Origin of the sequence: Lentisphaera profundi (assembly GCF_028728065.1) — a bacterium.
Lineage (GTDB): Bacteria > Verrucomicrobiota > Lentisphaeria > Lentisphaerales > Lentisphaeraceae > Lentisphaera > Lentisphaera profundi.
The window spans coordinates 2,605,300-2,624,483 of the sequence record NZ_CP117811.1; the positions used below are offsets into that span (position 1 = coordinate 2,605,300).

Below are 19,184 nucleotides of genomic sequence, written 5' to 3' on the forward strand. Positions count from 1 at the left end.
AACTAAGATTCCAGAAAAGGCTGACCCCTAAGATCCTTCTATGACGATAGTTTATTTTTCAGTTTGTGGAATGGTAATCACTTGGAAAGAATTTTCTTCTATGAAGCAGCGCTTAAGTAAAGCTTGAATCTGCTCGGCAGTCACTGCGGCATAATCTGCTTGCAAGGTTTTGAAACGGGTCACACTATCTTTTTCAATATCTAAAGATCCCAATTTACCTGCCCAAAAACTTGGCTTCACTAATTCTTCTTCTAGAATATTTTTAATTTGCTTACGCACTTTATCCAATTCATCAGGATCAACGCCCTCATCTCTTAATTGAGTCAATACTGCACGTGCCTCTGTTGCTGCTTGTTCAGCTTTATCCACTTGAGCGGTGAAGTAGATGTAAAATTTACTGCTCTGACGTAAAGGGCGTGAAGGTGCATAAGTACTGAAAATTGAGTAGGTTAGATTGCGCTTTTCGCGAATCTCTTTAAATAATCGTGTCGATGCTATTTTACCGGCAAGAAAGAGGGCTAAACCATCTTTATCATTGACATCAACTATATTCCAGCCACTCAAAATCAAACATTTTTGATCCTTCGTTTCTACAGCAGTCTTCACTGAAACATCTCCGATCGGCTGAGCTATATCAAAAGATATTTCTTTGAGTTCACGACGTTTATCGATTGATCCTTGAAACTTGGCTATCAGATTTTTGCTTTCAGCTAAATCTATATCTCCGACAATACTCATTTCTATCGGATTATGATAAAGGACTTTTTGAATCCAAGCTTCCACAACAGAGCGTTGTACTGAATTTAGGAAGTCTTCTTTGAAAAATGGATCCAAACGTTTTTCATGGCTCCAAACGCTATCATAAAGCCCTTTACTCAGCATCGCATTCGAATTACGTGGTAATTGTTTGAAAGAGACTAATGCTTGCTCTCTAGCTTGCTCAAAAAGCTTATCATCAATCTTATAATCCGTGAGATACATATGCAGCATTTCTAAAGCATAAGGAAGATCTTTCTTAGTTGAACTCAAAGAGAAATGTACTCGAGTACTCTCTACTTTTGCCATCAAATTAAATTTCTTTCCAATGCGCCAATCTCGAATATCGCTAAAGCTCATTAAACTAGAACTTGCTTGATTGAGTACAGTAGCAGCCATACGTGTAAGTCCGAGTTGATTTTCTTTTTCTTCTATGACGCCACCTGCGATATTCAGTTCCACGTAAACTTGATCCTTTTCGTAGGGCATATGACGGTGACGACAGACAACTCCGTTTTCAAAATGAAATTCACTAATGCCTAAATCTTTTTCTACCGTTTCTTTGATGATTTCTTTGGCTACGGGTGCTGTTTCTAGTAATTGATCTTTAATCGCAGCAAATTCTCCTGCTTCTATTTTTATCTCAGCTAGATCATCAAGTAATTTTCTTACTTTCTCTTTCGTCGGTACATCCACCGTACTAGGCATCTGCACCATTGCTAGACGATGACCTTGACCATGATTTTTATCGAAAATCTGATGTAATTGCACTAGGTTAAGTTTATCCAAATACTTCTCCAAAAAGATTTTCTCCTGCATGGGAGACATGGATAAAACACCTTGAGTCACATCATTATTAATGGCTTTAATAATTTGACCATTACTTAGATTTCCATAAGCCTGAATAGCTTTATCGAGGGAGGATACCTGAGCTTTTTTAGCTTTAATTAACTCCGTTTTATCAAAGCCATGTTGCTCCAAGCGTTTGAGCTCCGTCATAACTTGTTTCACGGCTTCTTCCCAGCGATCGTTTTTAGCTTCTATACCAACGTGACTCATAGTCGCCGCATTCCACAAATCTCCACGACCAATGCTCGCAGAAAGAAAGGCAGCTTCACCTGTTTGTTTGAGTTTGGCTAATCGTTGATTCATCATCCATGAAATAACCGAATCCTGTAAACTACGGAAATAATCCATTTCCGTTTCAAGTACTTCTACTTCAGGCTCAATTCCATAAAGGGTTAATTCAGATGTCGTCAATTCTGGATCAGTTAAGATAACGATGCGGTCTTCGGTATAAGCTTTCACTTCTGGCTTAGCATGTTTCTCAACCTGGCCTTTCCAGCCTGAAAAATGTTTTTCAACGAGTTTTTCGACCATCTTCATGTCGGCATTTCCCACAATGATCAATGTGGTATTATCTGGCTTATACCATTTTTTATAAAAATCGACAAAGCGTTGACGAGGAGCTGTTTTGATAATCTCCATATCACCAATAGGTAAACGCTTAGCTATACGAGAATTAGGAAGGATTTGTGGTAACGACTCCTTCAACATTCTATAACCTAGGCTATCGCGTGCTACCTCTTCTTCTTGAATCACTCCACGTTCACGATCGATCTCAGACTCAACTAATAAAAGTCGATAAGCGAAATCCGACATACAGAGCAAGCCTTTATCCATAGTTGATTCATCCGCAGCAGGAAGGTCCAAAGAATACGTCGTTTGATCAAAAGAAGTGAAGGCATTTTGATGCATACCAAAAGTTAAACCAATTGACTCGAAGTACTTGATCAATTCTCCTGGAGCAAAATTTTCTGAACCATTAAAAGCCATGTGTTCTAAAAAGTGAGCTAAACCCAACTGATTCTCTTCTTCATCCAAAGAACCCGACCCAACGTGAAGATAAATCGATACTTTGCCTGGAGGTTTTTCATTACTCCGCAAAATATACTTCATGCCATTTTTAAGTTCGCCTAATTGTAGGCTTTTATCTTGAGGGAGTTTTTCGGCTGCCCCGGCGATGAAACTTATAAAAATTGATACCAACAAAATAATACGCATTATTTATCTCCTTTTAAACTTAAAGTGTTTCCCTCAAATTGAGGTCCACGTAAAATTGATTTTTTCAGCTGCCCTTGATCATCAAAATCTAACATCATTACTGAAATGTTTTTAAATGTACCATCTAACTTATCCAATAATGGCACGCCACCAAGAAATAATGCTGTAGAAAGTGCATCTGCATAGACTGCTTCGGGACATAATACACTCACAGAGTCCACTCCCATCTGCGGTCGGCCCGTTTTAGGATTAATAATATGCGGGTAACGCACTCCCTTATAAGTTACATAGCGTTCGTAGTTTCCACTCGTGGCAATCGCATTATTCAACATCTCAACACGAGTAATCTGCGCTGCTTTATTGCGAGGATCGCGTATTCCCATGGGGTAAGCATCCCTATCTGGAGGTGATTCACCTAAAACTCGTATATTTCCTCCGAGGTCAACTAAGCCGCGCTTATATCCACGTTCAATTAAGAGCTCCGCAACTTTATCAACGGCATAACCTTTAGTAATACCACCAAAATCCAAAACCATGCCTTTCACTTTGAAAAATACTGTTTTATTCACAGGATCTAACACGAGTTTATCAAAGCCAGTTTTTTTGAGGACTTCATCAATTTCTTCTTCACTCGGAGCATTGCCTTGCTTTGAATAAAAACCCCATAAGCGCATCAGAGGCCCAACTGTCACATCAAAGTTGCCTTCAGTTAAATCGTACATCGTCTTTGCTAAGATCACATTCTCCCACAGCAGATCAGAACATTTCACGGGCTCGAGATGAGCACTCTTATTAATTTGACTGATCTCACTATCTTCTTGATAAAGGCTGAGGGAATCATTGATTTTGGCATAAATCTCTAACATTTCATTACGTACATTACTCGCTTTGCCCTCATCTCCCCAAACAATGAGTTTTGCTTCAGTTCCCATCACCGGCATTCCAGTAAAAACGTGCCTTTTCTCAAAATGAGCCGTGTAAGCCAGCACTAACATCGCGGGAACCATCTGAGCAAAAGCCAATTGACGTTCTCTTCCTGCTAACAAAAGTTTCTCTATCCAGACTGCGCCCATGAATGCCACTAAAGTCCCCACAAGGTAAACCAGTATGATGATGACAAAACTCGGTGCCTGATAATTAAAAAAGTCTCTACTCGTACTCAATTGCTGCATGAAGAGCACTGGAGCTGAAATAATTAAGGAGACTAACCACGCACGTCGAGCATTTACTCGAAAAATACACATTAAAACTAAAATAGCCGCCGCATAAGTCATTCCATTTACACCCAAAAGTGGCAAGGCAATTAAACTCGAAATCATCGCTTTTCGGCTCAAACTTAAACCACTGTGTTTTTCTATTTCTTTGGAGGCTTTTTGCGCACCCCGCAAATTTTGGGGAATTTTCTTGAAATCTAAGTGTTGGCGAAAGCCCATAAACAATAATGCGGAACTCGCTAACCAGGCCCAGCCTTGCTCACGTGCACCTTGCAATGGAAACCAATCAGTTCCCATCAGAGTGAATGTGACTGCAGGCAAAGAAAACAAGCCAAAGTTAATCCATTGCTGTTTTGTAAACTCTGCACGTTTGGATAAAATGAATAAATACATAAAAAGGGCTTGGAAGCCTGCCGCTCCAGCCAACCATGATAATTGTGTACTCGCCTGCTTCTCCAATAAGGCACCTACACTAGCTCCATCGTATGGCATAGTATACATAAACGTTCGCGCCACGAGGTCGAGTCCGAATTCGATAAATTGACTTTTCACAAAACCCTATTCACTTGTTAAAATTAATAAGCTCAAACTAAGCCCTTTTCTATGAAAGACAATAAAACATTAAAAACTCTCACCTTTGCGAATCAACTCCTCAAGAACTGGACGCAAAGCCATAACTTTGATCTCGAACTCAATCGTCTCCGCCGCCAAGGCGAAAACGAACAGGAGCTCAAGCGCGCTAGCCAACTCTGCCTCTGTGTTTTTCGCAAAAAGCAGACCCTCGAGAAGATCATTGCAAAATTGAGTCCCAAACGACCACGAGGTCGCGTCATGCACTTACTGCTCCCCTCTATGGCCGCCATGCTCTACATGGATAAAATTACGCCTCAGGGTTTTGCGGATTCCGCAGTTGAAACCGCAAAAAAAATCCTCTCCAAACACGAGGCCAATTTCCTCAACTCATTTTTTCATAAGCTTGTGGATCAACGAGAAGAATTTTTGCGCGAAACGCAAACAGATTTAAATCTCGGCACCGAACTAGAAAATCATTGGAGAAAAAAGTTTAAGTCCGAACAAGTGACTGACTTCGCCGAAATTTTAGGACTCGAAGCCGAACTTAATTGTCGACTCATTAATTATGATCCTCCTGAATACCTGAGTCCTGTAAATGATTTAGCTTGGGATAGCCCCTTCACTTTCTACAAGATCCACGATGCCTCAAAATTCATTTCTCAGACGCCACAAGAGAACTTCTATATCCAGGATCCCGCTACCAGCCTCTGTATTTCTTTGCTTAACCCTCAAAAAAATGAAATTATTGCGGATTTATGCTCGGCACCTGGCGGAAAAACTCTGATGATTGCACAATTACTAGAGGATACAGGTCAAGTTTTTGCCTCAGATATCTCTGAAAAACGTCTAGAGAAACTACGTGAAAATTTAGCTCATCAAAAGAATGTCACGGTGCAATGCCTCGATGCGCGTGAAAGTGAGTGGACCAATAAGTTTGATGCCATATTACTCGATGTCCCCTGTTCCAATACGGGTGTTTTACGTAGGAAGCCTGATGCACGTTGGTCTTTCTCAAGTAAAAAAATGAACGAGCTTATCAAGCTACAAAATGAGATTCTTGTTCAAGCAAGTAAAATGCTCAAGCCTGGAGGACGCATTTGTTATTCCACCTGCTCAATCGAAGATGAGGAAAACTCACTGCAAGTGAAACAATTCCTCGATCAACACCCTCAATTTGAGCTCAGTGAATCAAAGCAACTCTATCCCTGCGCACAGCACGACGGCGCTTTCGCCGCAGTTTTAAAACTCAAAGCTTAAATAATTCTTGGCTCAAGAAATTATTAGTCCTTCTTAAGTCCTTTTCTAAGGCTTACTGCTTGAGGGTTTAATCAAAAAAAGAGGTACACGATAAAGTGTACCTCTTTGAATTGATGTGATTAATTTTTAATCACGAAGGCTCGAGACAATCTGTAAAATGTACCAGAACATCATTGCTAGAGAGGCAAACAATTCTAAGGCTGCTCCTACATAATCGTCTTCATTATATTCGTGAATAATATTCGACGTAGTAAATAAAATACCTGCTCCAGATAAGCCCACCATTGCTACAGAGAACCATAAACCAAGATTAAAGCCCATCAGAATACCTGCGAAGATAGCAATCATCGCTAGTACTCCACCCCACATCAGGAAGCCACGTAGAAATGAGAAGTTTTTACGGGTTACAAAGGCGATACCCGTCAAGGCTATAAATCCTGATAAGGTAATCATTGCCGCTTTGAAAATTAAACCATCACCTGGAGCCACTTGTAAGGCGTACATCATAAGAGGCAGAAATAAACAGGCATAGGCTCCCGAATATATAAAAAGGCCTGCATACTGCACTGGCTTGCTACGCGAACGAGCCATAGAAGTTGCTATCCATGATACTAGCATGAAACCGCCCAAAACTAGTAACCAACTACCCTGCATCGCACGGATCGCAATGTCACGAGCTTGTGCGTTGCCTAATAAGAATGACTCAATAGCCATGAATGCCATCACTGCGCCAAATAAATTTAAATATGTCTTTGTGATAAAGCGACTTTTTGCCTCTTCATTCATGAGTGTTTGTCGATTCAGTACATTTTGTCTCATAATCCCGTCCTTAGTATTTTTGATTTTCTTAAATTAAGCTTAACATATACATTTTTCATTAAAATAAATTCCTGTTTATATATTTTTCTATCATTTCTTAATTAGGAAATTTTTTCATTACCTTACAGAAAACCCTAATAAATATAAACTATCAAAACAAATGTTTGATGCTATTTAAGTTTTTGAGCCAAGGCCATGCAAGAGGGCTGACCTGGCGCCGCAGGCTTATCTAAAAAACCGTAGGTGAATTTCGATCCTAATGGGGGTAAACTAAAGCGCGTTTCAAGCCCTTCTGGCCCCATTCCCATAAGTGCTAAGTTCGACTCTGGATGATCCTCGAGTACATTGCTCAAAGATTGACGATCATCAGCTTTGTTGCAGAATACAGCTAACTTCACAATATCAATCCCCCATTGCTCACCTTGCTGGATGAGCTCATTCATTTCCGCTTCACTAGGACATTTTTTATAATTGTGGAAAGAGCCAATCACAGTCATTTCTGATGGGAAATCACTGCGTTTTTGATGCTGGAATAATTCACTTTTTAGCTCAATATCTGCATAAGTAGCTATCTCGAAAAACTCTTTGAAAAATTCAAAGCGATGTGCATCATCAAGTTTCCATGTACCACCTTCTTTGCTTGTACGAATGGTGATTAATACGGGTCGATGTTGGCTGATTTCTTTGGCAGCGTCTTTTGCTTCACTCAATTCCATATGCTCATCAAAGCGCAATTCTACGACATCACAGCCCTTTAATTTTTGAGGATTTTTATTGAGCTCATGTAGCGTATCAAGTGATGAAATTGTTCCGACAATAAAAAAAGAATTCATGGATTTTTCCTAAATTAAATTATGCAAATATAAGCAAGTCATCGCCTGCGTCAAATCCGCATTGCAGGAATTAAGAAGCATAGCCTTAGCGTAGATCTAAATCTTCATTCATTTTTACACCAATATCTTGTTTTTTATAACCTTGTTGATAGCCTGGGCTCAGCTCTAATAAACGAAAGTCTCCCGCTTTAAGGTCTTTGAATTTCGGTTTCACAAAGAGACACTTATTAAAATCACCTACTTCTCCATCAGCTTCTTTCAAGGAGTAATAATTCTCCCCACGTTTATTCCCAAGTACTTTAGAGGTATAAAGGAGGCAGTAAGAATACTCTCCCTTCTTACTATTGCGGTCAAAGTTGATGAGGGTTTCGTTAGAATTGATAATACAATTAACAAACTCCCAAGCAGCAATGCCACTAATCACTGACCGTAAATCGTGAAGGGGCTTGAGAATCACACTGTTTAAAACTTCTACTTTTTTAGATTCTCTACCATTAATCCCATGAAAGATCGAATTCTCAATCTTCATTTTATCCACATCTTCACGTAAAAGAATAGCACCTTCAATGAGACAATTTTTTATATTAACACCAGAGCACTTCTCTCCCACAATAAGGTCGCCATGTATAATTAAATTCTCTAAGAGTACACTGCCTTCTTCTAGAATTACGTTCCCTTGAATGATAGAATTCTTTGTTCCAATAATATTTATCTTTTTCCCTGAAACATTCAGATCTTTATCATATTCGCCAGGAAGTAAACGAATTGTTAAATTATTTTTACTCACAAGGTCTTCGATTTTAAATTTAGTTTGTCCATCAACTCCCACAAAAACTTGGACCGTCTTAGTCAAGGGGATATCACTCTTCAATTGTTCTTGTAAGTTCTGAAAGACTTGATTTCCGCCATTGAAACTCGCACGTTCACCATATTTCTCTAAGATTGTTTTCAGCAGGTGCTCAAATGCAATGAGATCATTGGGCGCTAGATCTTTTGTTTCTTTTTTCAAATAGGGATAATTAAACGTAGCAAATAAATCTTCGAGTTCAACGTTGGCATCTAAACTCAAACGTTTAGCAAATTCATCTAATAATTCCTTTTGAAATAGGCCCCTATATTGACTCATCACCTGATCTGCTTCTAGTAATTTATTATTATATACATAGTACATTGCCTGTAGGAACAGTCGGCTATCCTCATCTTCTGCTTGCACCCACTTGACCAACTGTTTTGAGGGTAAATCGTCTAATAAATAATCACGTTTTAATATCCCTGAACCCAAATTAATAGCAAGCTTAACTTTAGCTTCATCTAAATCACAGGATAAGACCTCCGCCTTAAAGAGCTTATTATTAAATTCGAGTTCAATTACACTATCTTCAGCACTGGCTAAACCAGTCATAATTAAATTGGTTAGCGATACTTTAGAGCTGCGATCCACCATATCAACGAATTTTTTGATTCTTGGAGTATTATCCAATTCTAACAATTCTTTACTCTTCATTAAAGCTAAAAGATATTCATCCGTTAATAAATATTCTGCAATAAGTTCGGCTTTATTATCCAAGTCAATTTTACTGATGTTTTCTAGTGTTATTTCTAGTGTTATTTCTTGGTGCTGATCAATAAGCACTTGTTGTTTATTCTTGAGCTCTACTTCACGCGCTAAGTCTTTACGTAATTCAGCAGTCTCTTCAGCAAATGGTCCATCATAATCTAAGTAAAGAGCTATCGCATCATCATATTTTTTATTAAAAATTAAACTTCCAGCTTCCGATTTTAATTCAATAATACGTCGTCTTTGCTCATCTATTTTCCCTTGATCAATGCGTTTAGCATATTTCTCCAAAAGAAGCTTTTGTTCAGGTTTAAGTGCTTTCTCTCTATCATTTAATAAACGCTTATCCAAAGTCTCAAAGTCAGGCTCAGCATTCCTCAATTCTAATTCATAGAATTTTTTACTAATTTTAAAAGTTTGTACAGATTCAGTCTCTTGAATGATATTTTCTTTCTTACTCTTATCAGCTACACTTAAATCAATCTCTATTTCACTATTCTCTTGAGTCAGTAAGGGTTCCGATTTCTTCTTATCAGGCATAACAGAAAAAATTACCGCCGTGAGTGAAACTGCCAAAACCACAAAACCCATAATAAAATAAATCGCTTTGGATTTTGATTTAGTTTCTGCAATATGATGTTTAGATTTATTGCGATGAATCTTCTTTGGATTTAAAGGTGCCGCTAAACGTCGTCGTCTAACGCGCTTAGATTTATTCATTTTTACACTTAAATCTAAGTCAATATCTAAGGCGGTCTGTGTTGCCATCTTACGTCTCGCCGTCATTGAACTCATAGTATTGGCAGCATCTATACTTTTGAGTTTAACTGCCGCTAATGACTTAAGTAAATTTGTCACTTTACTTAAGTAGAGTTCACTTTTGTATAAATCGGTTTTCTCACCCTCCATCTGTGGCAGGTAGGAATGGCCAATTTTAGAGTAATAACTTTCTAAAGCAACACGAAGTTCTTGATATGTTTGAAAACGTTTTGAAGAATCCTTTACAGACATCTGGGTGAATATATCTATAAAATCATTATCTAAGTCATTTTTAATGGCAGTAGGAAAATCTAAATCGTCGTAACTGACTCTCTCATTGTTTATTCCATGTACTGCTCGTGGAGTTAGACCAGTCATCATATAATACAAAATCATAGCCACTGAATAAATGTCACTAGCTTGGTTTGGATAATGCGTCCCATTTGCAAGCTCAGGACTCATATAATAAATATCAAACACTTGGAGATCTGAGCTTATAAAGTCTTTTTCTGCGAGTAGTTGAGGGGCTAAACCAAAACCTTGGTAGCGAACTTTTCCTTTATTCGAAATAAAAATATTATTTGGATTTAGGTTAAAGTGCCCCGTCCCTATTTTTTCGAAACCTTCTTCCAGTGACTTAAGTAATTCATAGACCAAATCTAAGGCTTGCTCAGTTTCCCATACAAAACCATGCGCTATCAATTGCTCAATGCTCTCTAATTTTCTAAAAGGCATAACCTGATACATGTATTCATTTGATATGCCGGTATCAATTATTGGCATATGATTTTCACCCGCTAAAAAAGAAACTGAGCCAATTAAATCCATGAATTCTTTCGCATTACTTACTAACTTGGTCAAAGTTTTATCATATATTCTAAGAATATGTAGTGCGTCATCATTTAAATCTTTGCAAATAAAGCTAGAGCTATAGCCATCATCGTTTATCTTAAATAAAGTCTGATATTTCCCTGCTATACGAACCCCTTCTTCCATTCGTCCCGCACGAAGTTCAATCTTACTACCACAGTTCACACAGGTAAAACGATCCACATGAATCGTTCCTTCCAAATCCATGATATGGTCACACTTGTCACAAGTTAATTTAAATTTCATTTTTCCACTCAAAGTTTTAGTATTTAACTTATTCTAGTTACTAAAGCCAAGCTTACTCGACAGAGTTTGTTAAATTCAGGTTAATACTTTATGCATTTTATTGATTCACATAAAGTTCTGTAAGTCATACTCCTTATTTAACTAGACTCTTTAATAGCGTTTTTGCTACTATATCCTGTGACTGGGCGAGTGAACTATCTAAACTTACATCCGCTGGGCGCTTTGCTAACATTGGAACATCTTTTTGTAAACAGGGGATAATATATTGCTTTGCAAGCCCTAGGTATTCAACAATTTGGCAGCCCATTTCATATCGACTTTGTCGTTTAGGTCCTCCTAGATGAAGAACTTTTTCATTTACATCAGCTACTAACAACAAGGCTTTAGCAGCACAATCTATATTAACCGCACTGCGATATTCATCAGTAAACAAAGTAACTTTTTGTCCCTTATCAATTTTCTCTTTAATATAGCTAAGCATTGATCGTTTATTAGATAAATCTGTACTATACATCAGCGGCATTCGACAAATAAGTGCTCCTGGAGTTTCTTTTAAAAATTCCTCTACCATTACTTTCTGCTCCCCATAGCGACTCAGTGGATTGACAGCTTCCTGTTCAGAATAATGGCCTTTTACACCATCAAAGACCAAATCTGTTGACGTAAATACCAGCTTGATTTTTCGATCTGCGCAAAGTTCCGCTAATTGAATACTTGCTAAATAGTTAATTTCTTTCGAAAGTTTTGCATCACGATCACAGACGTTGGGATCACTTAGTGCTGCTAGATGATAAACTCTCTGGGGCTTAACTTTATCTAAGACAAATTTAACCTCAGCCAATTTGCGAATGTCACATCTACCCACTTTAAAATTTGTTTCACTTGCTGAGGATTTAAAATAAACCCCGTAAACTTCGAACTCAGAAGATAAAGTCTCCGCCAATTTCTTGCCCAAAAAACCATTAATCCCTGTAATTAATACACGCTCTTTCATATTCTCATTAACCCTTTGCTAATTACGCAAAAATAACCCCCTAATCACACAAAGATAGCTCGATTTTATTCATTTTTTAACACTCAAATATTATCTTTTAATAGCAAAATTTACCTAGGGATTTTCATAAAAAAAATACTTCTCCTCGTCATCTCTCTAAGTACTTTAATGGCTACTGACATGCCTTCCGAACCCTTTGTTGTCAGTAATGGTTCGGCAACAATAGATATCAAACCTGATTTAGCCACTATCCATTTCCAAGTACAAGTTACTGAACTTAAGTCTACTGATGCTATGGAAGTATTTGCAGAACGATCGGAGTTCATTAAAAAATTCTTGCTGAATATAAAATTGAGGGCAAAGTCATTGATGCCTCAGAATTAAATAATTAAGCCATTCGTAATTACAACAAAAGTAAATCTTCAAATTCAAACCACGAGATCTCTGCCTACCGCTTCTCTCGCACCTACACCATTACATTAATGAATTTAGATATGTACCCAGCCTTTATGGCAAGTTTATTGAAAGTTGATAAGCTCTTTTCTACTCGCTGTACCTTCGATAGTTAAAAAAAGGGAAGATATCGAAAAACAACTGATGAAAGATGCTATGAGTAGCGCTCGTTAAAAAGCAACGATCATGGCTGAAATTTTCGGGGTGAAAATAAAAGGCGTTTACGCTATTTCAGACACGGGCCTCAATGATTTAGGAAGTCGCTTTATTTTATCCAACTATCCTTATGAAGGAGGATTTGATGATGCCTTTGGGCTACTGAAGCAGTACGAAGTATGAGTTTAAATAACCGTATTAAAAACTCAATAGAGATGCCCAAAAGCTTGACTATTTCTGCAGAAATCAATGCAATTTTTCTTTGCAGAACTAAGCCATGTTAAATTCATATTTATTTTATATTAAGTCAGATCGTTCTATTTACTTGCTTTGTTAAAAAAAAACTCGTATGCTACAGGCTCAACTAAGTAATTATGACTCTGGGAGGAGCTTATGGCACAATTTTTAAATCACGATCAACTACTGATTCATTTTGATCGGATGTTCAAACAATCAGAAAAACAATTAATTTTGATCACCCCTATTCTAAAATTCACCCACAAACTCAAACACCTACTCGAAATGAAAAATAAATCCCAGGCCGACGTCCGTATCTTATATGGAGTCAGTCGTTTGAGTACTGAAGAAGTACACTTTCTTAAAAATTTGGAATTCATTCACAATAATGTCTGCACAAATTTACACGCTAGCCTCTTTCTCAACGAAAATAATTGTATTGTTGGTGGTCTCAACTTACATGAGTTCTACTCTCCTGAAAAAGCAGCTGTAGGTGTCCCTACTTAACTCAAATGATGATAATGAATCGTATAACGATGCTTATCATCAAGCTCAAGAAATTATAATAAATAGTAATAAAGTGAAAATCGCTTACGCTCGCACTTTTTCATAGGGATCGAGTTGAGTAAGTCAGGTCATCTAGCTCTGACTTTTCTTCTAGTTCTATCTTAGAAAGATTCTTACTCTCACGCGGATTTTCGAAGTGCCCAATCTACCCTTACGGTAGTTGAAAAACCTAACCTAAGTACGTAGTACACGGTTTCAGCGTGCCGAAACTTTCCCAAGCCTCAGTCATTTTACCTTTATATAAAGGACTATACAAGAAAAACTTATAAATATAATAACACCGAATATCGAAATACCCTACGACAGTAGTTTTTTTATATAACAGACTCAATCGCCTCTGCTACAGTAGTCATTCAATGTTAGTCGTCTGGGCACAAAAAAAAGCGTATATCAAATGATATACGCTCTAGAATGTTTCCGGTCTTAGCCGAACTGCCTATAAATAGGCAGCAAAAAAAAAGGCTGGCAACGACCTGCTCTCCCACAGTCTTAACTGCAGTACCATCGGCGCTGGAGGTCTTAACTACCGAGTTCGGGATGGGATCGGGTGTGGCTCCTCCGCTGTGGTTACCAGCCGGAAAATGTTGGGAAGAAAACTTAGTGTGGAAAGATTAAGATCGCAAACTCGACTTAACTCGAATTTGTGTGTGTGCTTATTGTCTTTTTTACTGAGCATTTGAGTGCTAAGTAAAAAAGAGGTGGACAAGCCTCACGGCTGATTAGTACTGGTCAACTGAACATATTGCTATGCTTACATCTCCAGCCTATCGAACAGGTAGTCTTCCTGTAGCCTTTAGAGGATAAATCCTGGGATATCTCATCTTTAGGGGGGCTTGGCGCTTAGATGCTTTCAGCGCTTATCCTTTCGCGACGTAGCTACCCAGCAATGCACCTGGCGGTACAACTGGAACACCAGAGGTCACTCATTCCCGGTCCTCTCGTACTAGGGAATGCTCCTATCAAATATCCTGCGCCCGCAGAGGATAAGGACCGAACTGTCTCACGACGTTCTGAACCCAGCTCGCGTACCACTTTAACCGGCGAACAGCCGGACCCTTGGGACCTTCTTCAGCCCCAGGATGTGATGAGCCGACATCGAGGTGCCAAACCGCACCGTCGCTATGGACGCTTGGGTGCGATAAGCCTGTTATCCCCAGAGTACCTTTTATCCGATGAGCAACGGCGATACCACTTTCCACCGCTGGATCACTAGGTCCTGCTTTCGCAACTGCTCCACCTGTCGGTGTTACAGTAAAGCCTACTTCTACCCTTACGCTCTACGTATGATTGCCGACCATACTGAGTAGACCTTCGAGCTCCTCCGTTACTTTTTAGGAGGAAACCGCCCCAGTCAAACTGACCCTCTGAAACTGTCCCCCATCCGGATTCACGGACGTGGGGTTAGATGCCCAGACAGATAAGGGTGGTATTTCACTGACGACTCACTTACGCCTGACGACGTAAGTTCACAGTCTCCCACTTATGCTACACATATCTGCCCGAACAACAATATCAGATTACAGTAAAGGTTCATGGGGTCTTTCCGTCCATCTGCGGGTATCCGGCATTTTCACCGGAACTACAATTTCACCGAGATCCACGTTGAGACAGTGTCTGGATCGTTACACGATTCGTGCAGGTCGGAACTTACCCGACAAGGAATTTCGCTACCTTAGGACCGTTATAGTTACGGCCGACATTCACCAGGGCTTCATTTCGAAGCTTTGCCCGAAGGCTAACCTCTCCATTTGACCTTTTGGCATTGGTCACGTGTCACACCCTATACTTCCTCTTTCGAGTTTGCAGAGTGCTATGTTTTTGCTAAACAGTCGCCCAGACCTCTTAACTGCGGCCCCCCTGAGGGGGCACCCCTTCTCCCGAAGTTACGGGGCTAATTTGCCGAGTTCCTTAACGTGGTTTCTCTCGCGCACCTTAGTCTACTCGACTTTCCTACCTGTGTCGGTTTTAGTACGGATAATTAAGCATCAAACGCTTAGAAGCTTTTCTTGGCGGCATGGTTCCATGCAAAGCGTTTCTACCCGAAGGTTTCTTCGCCCCGTAACAGTTGGTTCTTATGTAAAGCGGATTTTCCTACTCTACGAATTGCCTGCTTGGTATGAGATATCCAACACTCATTTGCACTTTCCTTCCGCGTCCCTTCATCACTAAACTTAACTAGTACAGGAATATTAACCTGTTGTCCATCGACTACGCCGTTGGGCCTCGCCTTAGGGTCCGACTAACCCTGGGGGGACGAACCTTGCCCAGGAAACCTTCGGATTTCGGTGACTGGGATTCACACCCAGTTTTTCGTTACTTATGTCTGCATTCTCACTTCTATGCGGTCCACCTGTTGTTTCCATCAAGCTTCACTCCTGCATAGAACGCTCTCCTACCCCCAGCAAGCTGGGTCGCGTCTTCGGCAATGGGCTTTAGTCCCGATTATTTTCGGCGCAGAATCACTCGATCAGTGAGCTATTACGCACTCTTTAAATGGTGGCTGCCTCTAAGCCAACATCCTGATTGTCCAAGCAACTCCACATCCTTAATTCCACTTAGCCCATCTTGGGGGCCTTAGACGGCGATCTGGGCTGTTTCCCTTTTGACTATGCGGCTTGTCCCACATAGTCTGACTCCTGAGCTCATAAATTTACGGTATTCGGAGTTTGATATTTGTTGGTACCCCGGTAAGGGCCCGCGAAAAATCAGTAGCTCTACCCCCGTAAAGAAGCACTCAAGGCTAGCCCTAAAGCTATTTCGGAGAGAACCAGCTATCACTGAGTTTGATTGGCCTTTCACCCCTATCCACAAGTCATCCAAACGTTTTTCAGCACGTATTGGTTCGGTCCTCCACCCGATGTTACTCGGGCTTCAACCTGCTCATGGATAGATCACTCAGTTTCGGGTCTACTGCATACGACTTGAATCGCACTATTCGTACTCGCTTTCGCTTCGGCTCCGTTTAATAACTTAACCTTGCCGTATACAGTAAGTCGCAGACTCATTATGCAAAAGGCATGCGGTACATCATATAAAGATGACCCACACTTTGTAGATGTATGATTTCAGGTTCTATTTCACTCCCCTTACGGGGTTCTTTTCGCCTTTCCCTCACGGTACTGGTTCACTATCGGTCACTAACGAGTATTTAGCCTTGGAAGGTGGCCCTCCCTGATTCAGACCGGGTTTCACGTGTCCGGCCCTACTTGGGATACCCGCTATATATTAAAGAAATTTCGCTTACGGGACTATCACCCTCTGTGGTTTGTTTTTCCAAACTATTCAGCTATCTCTTCAATACAATATTGCAGGTCCCGCAACCCCTAAAAGCAAGCTCTTAGGTTTAGGCTCTTGCGCGTTCGCTCGCCGCTACTAGCGCAATCTCGGTTGATTTCTTTTCCTCTAGGTACTGAGATGTTTCACTTCCCTAGGTTCGCTTCTCTGACCTATTTATTCAGTCAGAGATAACTGGACATAACTCCAGTTGGGTTTCCCCATTCGGATACCCCCGGATCAAAGCTCTTTTGCAGCTCCCCGAGGCATTTCGCAGCTTAACGCGTCCTTCATCGCCTGTTAGTGCCAAGGCATCCATCATACACCCTTACTAGCTTGTCCACCAAAAATCTTAAAAAATTAACATTTTCGGCGACACACCTATTTCTTACTAAGTCGTTCTATCTTGTATTCTTTGGTTTGCGATCTTGGTATAAATTGTTTCTTACTTTATACTTTGACTCTTTCATTCTATTGTTTTCTTCCTTTCAAGGATCTATATCGAAGACTGAGCGCTGTCGCTCGGTCCAATATTTGAATTATATGATAGTAACGGGGTAATAAGTCATGTAAAAAGCACTCATGTTATAGAACCGAAGTTCTAAATAGAGGTTAGTCTTTTTTCATTCCTTAAAAAGGAGGTGATCCAGCCGCTGGTTCCCCAACGGCTACCTTGTTACGACTTCATCCCAGTCACTAAGCCCACCTTCGGCGTCTGCCTCCTGCAAGCAGGTTGGCGCAACGACTTCGGGTGAACTCAGCTCCCATGATGTGACGGGCGGTGTGTACAAGGCCCGGGAACGTATTCAATGAGCCGTAGCTGATGCCCATTTACTAGCGATTCCATCTTCATGGAGTCGAGTTGCAGACTCCAATCCGTACTGAGACCGGTTTTGGGGATTCGCTTCCTATCGCTAGGTTGCTGCCCTTTGTACCGGCCATTGTAGCACGTGTGCAGCCCCGGGTGTAAGGGCCATACTGACTTGACGTCGTCCACACCTTCCTCCCGCTTAACACGGGCAGTCCCCTTAAAGTTCTCAGCATTACCTGTTAGCAAGTAAGGGTATGGGTTGCGCTCGTTGCCGGACTTAACCGAACACTTCACAGCACGAGCTGACGACAGCCATGCAGCACCTGTTTTCGCGCCCCGAAGGGAATTCGGCTTTCACCGAACGTCGCTCAATGTCAAACCCGGGTAAGGTTCTTCGCGTTGCCTCGAATTAAGCCACATGCTCCACCGCTTGTGCGGGCCCCCGTCAATTCCTTTGAGTTTTAGTCTTGCGACCGTACTTCCCAGGCGGTACACTTATCGCGTTAGCTTAGACACTGATCCGACTAACCAGACCAACATCGAGTGTACAACGTTTACTGCTAAGACTACAAGGGTATCTAATCCTTTTCGCTACCTTAGCCTTCGTCCATGAGTGTCAGTATTGTGCCAGTAAGCTGCCTTCGCCTTTGGTCTTCCTTGTGATATCTACGCATTCCACCGCTACACCACAAATTCCGCTTACCTCTCACATACTCTAGTTTACCAGTTTCAAATGCAGGTTCAGTGTTGAGCACTGAAATTTCACATCTGACTTAGTTAACCACCTGCGGACCCTTTACGCCCAGTAATTCCGAATAATGCTCGCCACCTACGTATTACCGCGGCTGCTGGCACGTAGTTAGCCGTGGCTTCCTCTGGGGGTACCATCATCGTTTTTCCCCCCTGACAGATCTTTACAACCCGAAGGCCGTCTTCGATCACGCGGCATTGCTCCGTCACGCTTGCGCGCATTGCGGAAGATTCTCGACTGCAGCCTCCCGCAGGAGTCTGGGCAGTGTCTCAGTCCCAGTGTGGGTGATCGTCCTCTCAGACCACCTAGCCGTCATAGTCTTGGTAAGCCGTTACCTTACCAACTAACATAATGGCACGCGAACTCATCCCCAAGCGTTTCCTTTAGATATTAGATCATGCGACCTTATATCCACATCCGGTTTTAGCAGTCGTTTCCAACTGTTGTTCCAAACTTGGGGGCAGATTATTCACGCGTTACTCACCCTTTCGCTACTTTCCCTTAACCGAAGTTAAGTTCTCGTTCAACTTGCATGCCTAATCCATGCCGCCAGCATTCATTCTGAGCCAGGATCAAACTCTCCAATCAATTTGATTGTGTTTGATTCTGACTTATTACTTTTTTTATTCTATTGAGTTTTCTCTCTCGAAAAAATTAACTCTTAAATCATAAATGATTTAGGAGCCCGTTACTATCATATAATTCAACTATCAAAAATCTTCGTTTTTTTACTCTCAACTAGCTCGCTTTCGGCCCGGTTGTTTGCCCGTCGTTTCTGACGAGGCCTTAGAATATCCTCAGTTCGTTTTTCTGCAATGCCCTTTGCTATCTTTTATTTACTTTTTATGGGGATTCTCTATTCAGCTCTAGCCTCAACCTTCACCTAAGCCCCTCATGCCAGTCACTTACAGCTTTTGGGGATCTTTTTTAGAAATATGAGCTTTCAAGCTTGCTTCCTGCTAAAAATCAGGAATGCACTACTGAAACAGAGCT

10 protein-coding genes and 3 rRNA genes are annotated in these 19,184 nt (G+C 40.8%); 4 read left to right on the plus strand and 9 right to left on the minus strand.

Features of this window, described 5'->3' with window-relative positions; all coding sequences use genetic code 11:
• Window positions 1-51: 51 nt before the first annotated feature.
• Both PQO03_RS10675 and PQO03_RS10680 read right to left on the minus strand, forming a co-directional pair.
• Window positions 52-2,820: a M16 family metallopeptidase gene (locus PQO03_RS10675; RefSeq protein ID WP_274150251.1), complete on the minus strand. Its 2,769-nt coding sequence runs from the start codon at window positions 2,818-2,820 to the stop codon at window positions 52-54.
• Window positions 2,820-4,586, minus strand: coding sequence for an FAD:protein FMN transferase (locus PQO03_RS10680; RefSeq protein WP_274150252.1), 1,767 nt, complete (start codon window positions 4,584-4,586; stop codon window positions 2,820-2,822). Before PQO03_RS10680 ends, PQO03_RS10675 begins: the two co-directional genes overlap by 1 nt.
• A 51-nt stretch (window positions 4,587-4,637) precedes the next feature.
• Here PQO03_RS10680 and PQO03_RS10685 point away from each other — a divergent pair, with 51 nt between their 5' ends.
• Window positions 4,638-5,864, plus strand: a complete 1,227-nt coding sequence (locus PQO03_RS10685; RefSeq protein WP_274150253.1) for an RsmB/NOP family class I SAM-dependent RNA methyltransferase — start codon at window positions 4,638-4,640, stop codon at window positions 5,862-5,864.
• Between the two features lie 126 nt (window positions 5,865-5,990).
• On the opposite strand, the gene PQO03_RS10690 is transcribed toward PQO03_RS10685, so the two are convergent.
• The 4 genes from PQO03_RS10690 to PQO03_RS10705 form a co-directional block, all read right to left on the minus strand.
• On the minus strand, window positions 5,991-6,683 hold the full coding sequence (locus PQO03_RS10690; protein WP_274150254.1) for a Bax inhibitor-1/YccA family protein: 693 nt from the start codon (window positions 6,681-6,683) through the stop codon (window positions 5,991-5,993).
• Window positions 6,684-6,853: 170 nt separating this feature from the next.
• The gene (locus tag PQO03_RS10695; RefSeq protein ID WP_274150255.1) at window positions 6,854-7,516 is read right to left on the minus strand and encodes a type I 3-dehydroquinate dehydratase; all 663 of its coding nucleotides are present in this window, start codon (window positions 7,514-7,516) and stop codon (window positions 6,854-6,856) included.
• Between the two features lie 85 nt (window positions 7,517-7,601).
• Window positions 7,602-10,949, minus strand: a complete 3,348-nt coding sequence (locus PQO03_RS10700) for a protein kinase domain-containing protein (RefSeq protein WP_274150256.1) — start codon at window positions 10,947-10,949, stop codon at window positions 7,602-7,604.
• Window positions 10,950-11,082: 133 nt separating this feature from the next.
• Window positions 11,083-11,943, minus strand: a complete 861-nt coding sequence (locus PQO03_RS10705; RefSeq protein WP_274150257.1) for an SDR family oxidoreductase — start codon at window positions 11,941-11,943, stop codon at window positions 11,083-11,085.
• A gap of 168 nt (window positions 11,944-12,111) precedes the next feature.
• On the opposite strand from PQO03_RS10705, the gene PQO03_RS10710 reads away from it, so the two are divergent.
• The 3 genes from PQO03_RS10710 (at window position 12,112) to PQO03_RS10720 (ending at window position 13,296) form a co-directional block, all read left to right on the plus strand.
• Window positions 12,112-12,327, plus strand: coding sequence for an SIMPL domain-containing protein (locus PQO03_RS10710; protein WP_274150258.1), 216 nt, complete (start codon window positions 12,112-12,114; stop codon window positions 12,325-12,327).
• A gap of 255 nt (window positions 12,328-12,582) precedes the next feature.
• Window positions 12,583-12,735 (plus strand): hypothetical protein, encoded by a 153-nt coding sequence (locus PQO03_RS10715; RefSeq protein ID WP_274150259.1) that lies wholly within the window; start codon window positions 12,583-12,585, stop codon window positions 12,733-12,735.
• A 210-nt stretch (window positions 12,736-12,945) separates the two neighbouring features.
• On the plus strand, window positions 12,946-13,296 hold the full coding sequence (locus tag PQO03_RS10720; RefSeq protein ID WP_274150260.1) for a phospholipase D-like domain-containing protein: 351 nt from the start codon (window positions 12,946-12,948) through the stop codon (window positions 13,294-13,296).
• A 520-nt stretch (window positions 13,297-13,816) separates the two neighbouring features.
• On the opposite strand, the gene rrf is transcribed toward PQO03_RS10720, so the two are convergent.
• The 3 genes from rrf to PQO03_RS10735 all read right to left on the minus strand — a co-directional run bounded on the left by rrf (window position 13,817) and on the right by PQO03_RS10735 (window position 18,779).
• Window positions 13,817-13,931, minus strand: a 5S ribosomal RNA gene (rrf, locus tag PQO03_RS10725).
• 123 nt (window positions 13,932-14,054) lie between these two features.
• Window positions 14,055-16,971 (minus strand): 23S ribosomal RNA (locus PQO03_RS10730).
• Window positions 16,972-17,263: 292 nt separating this feature from the next.
• Window positions 17,264-18,779, minus strand: a 16S ribosomal RNA gene (locus PQO03_RS10735).
• Together the 16S, 23S and 5S rRNA genes form the textbook arrangement of a ribosomal RNA operon.
• Window positions 18,780-19,184 lie beyond the last annotated feature (405 nt).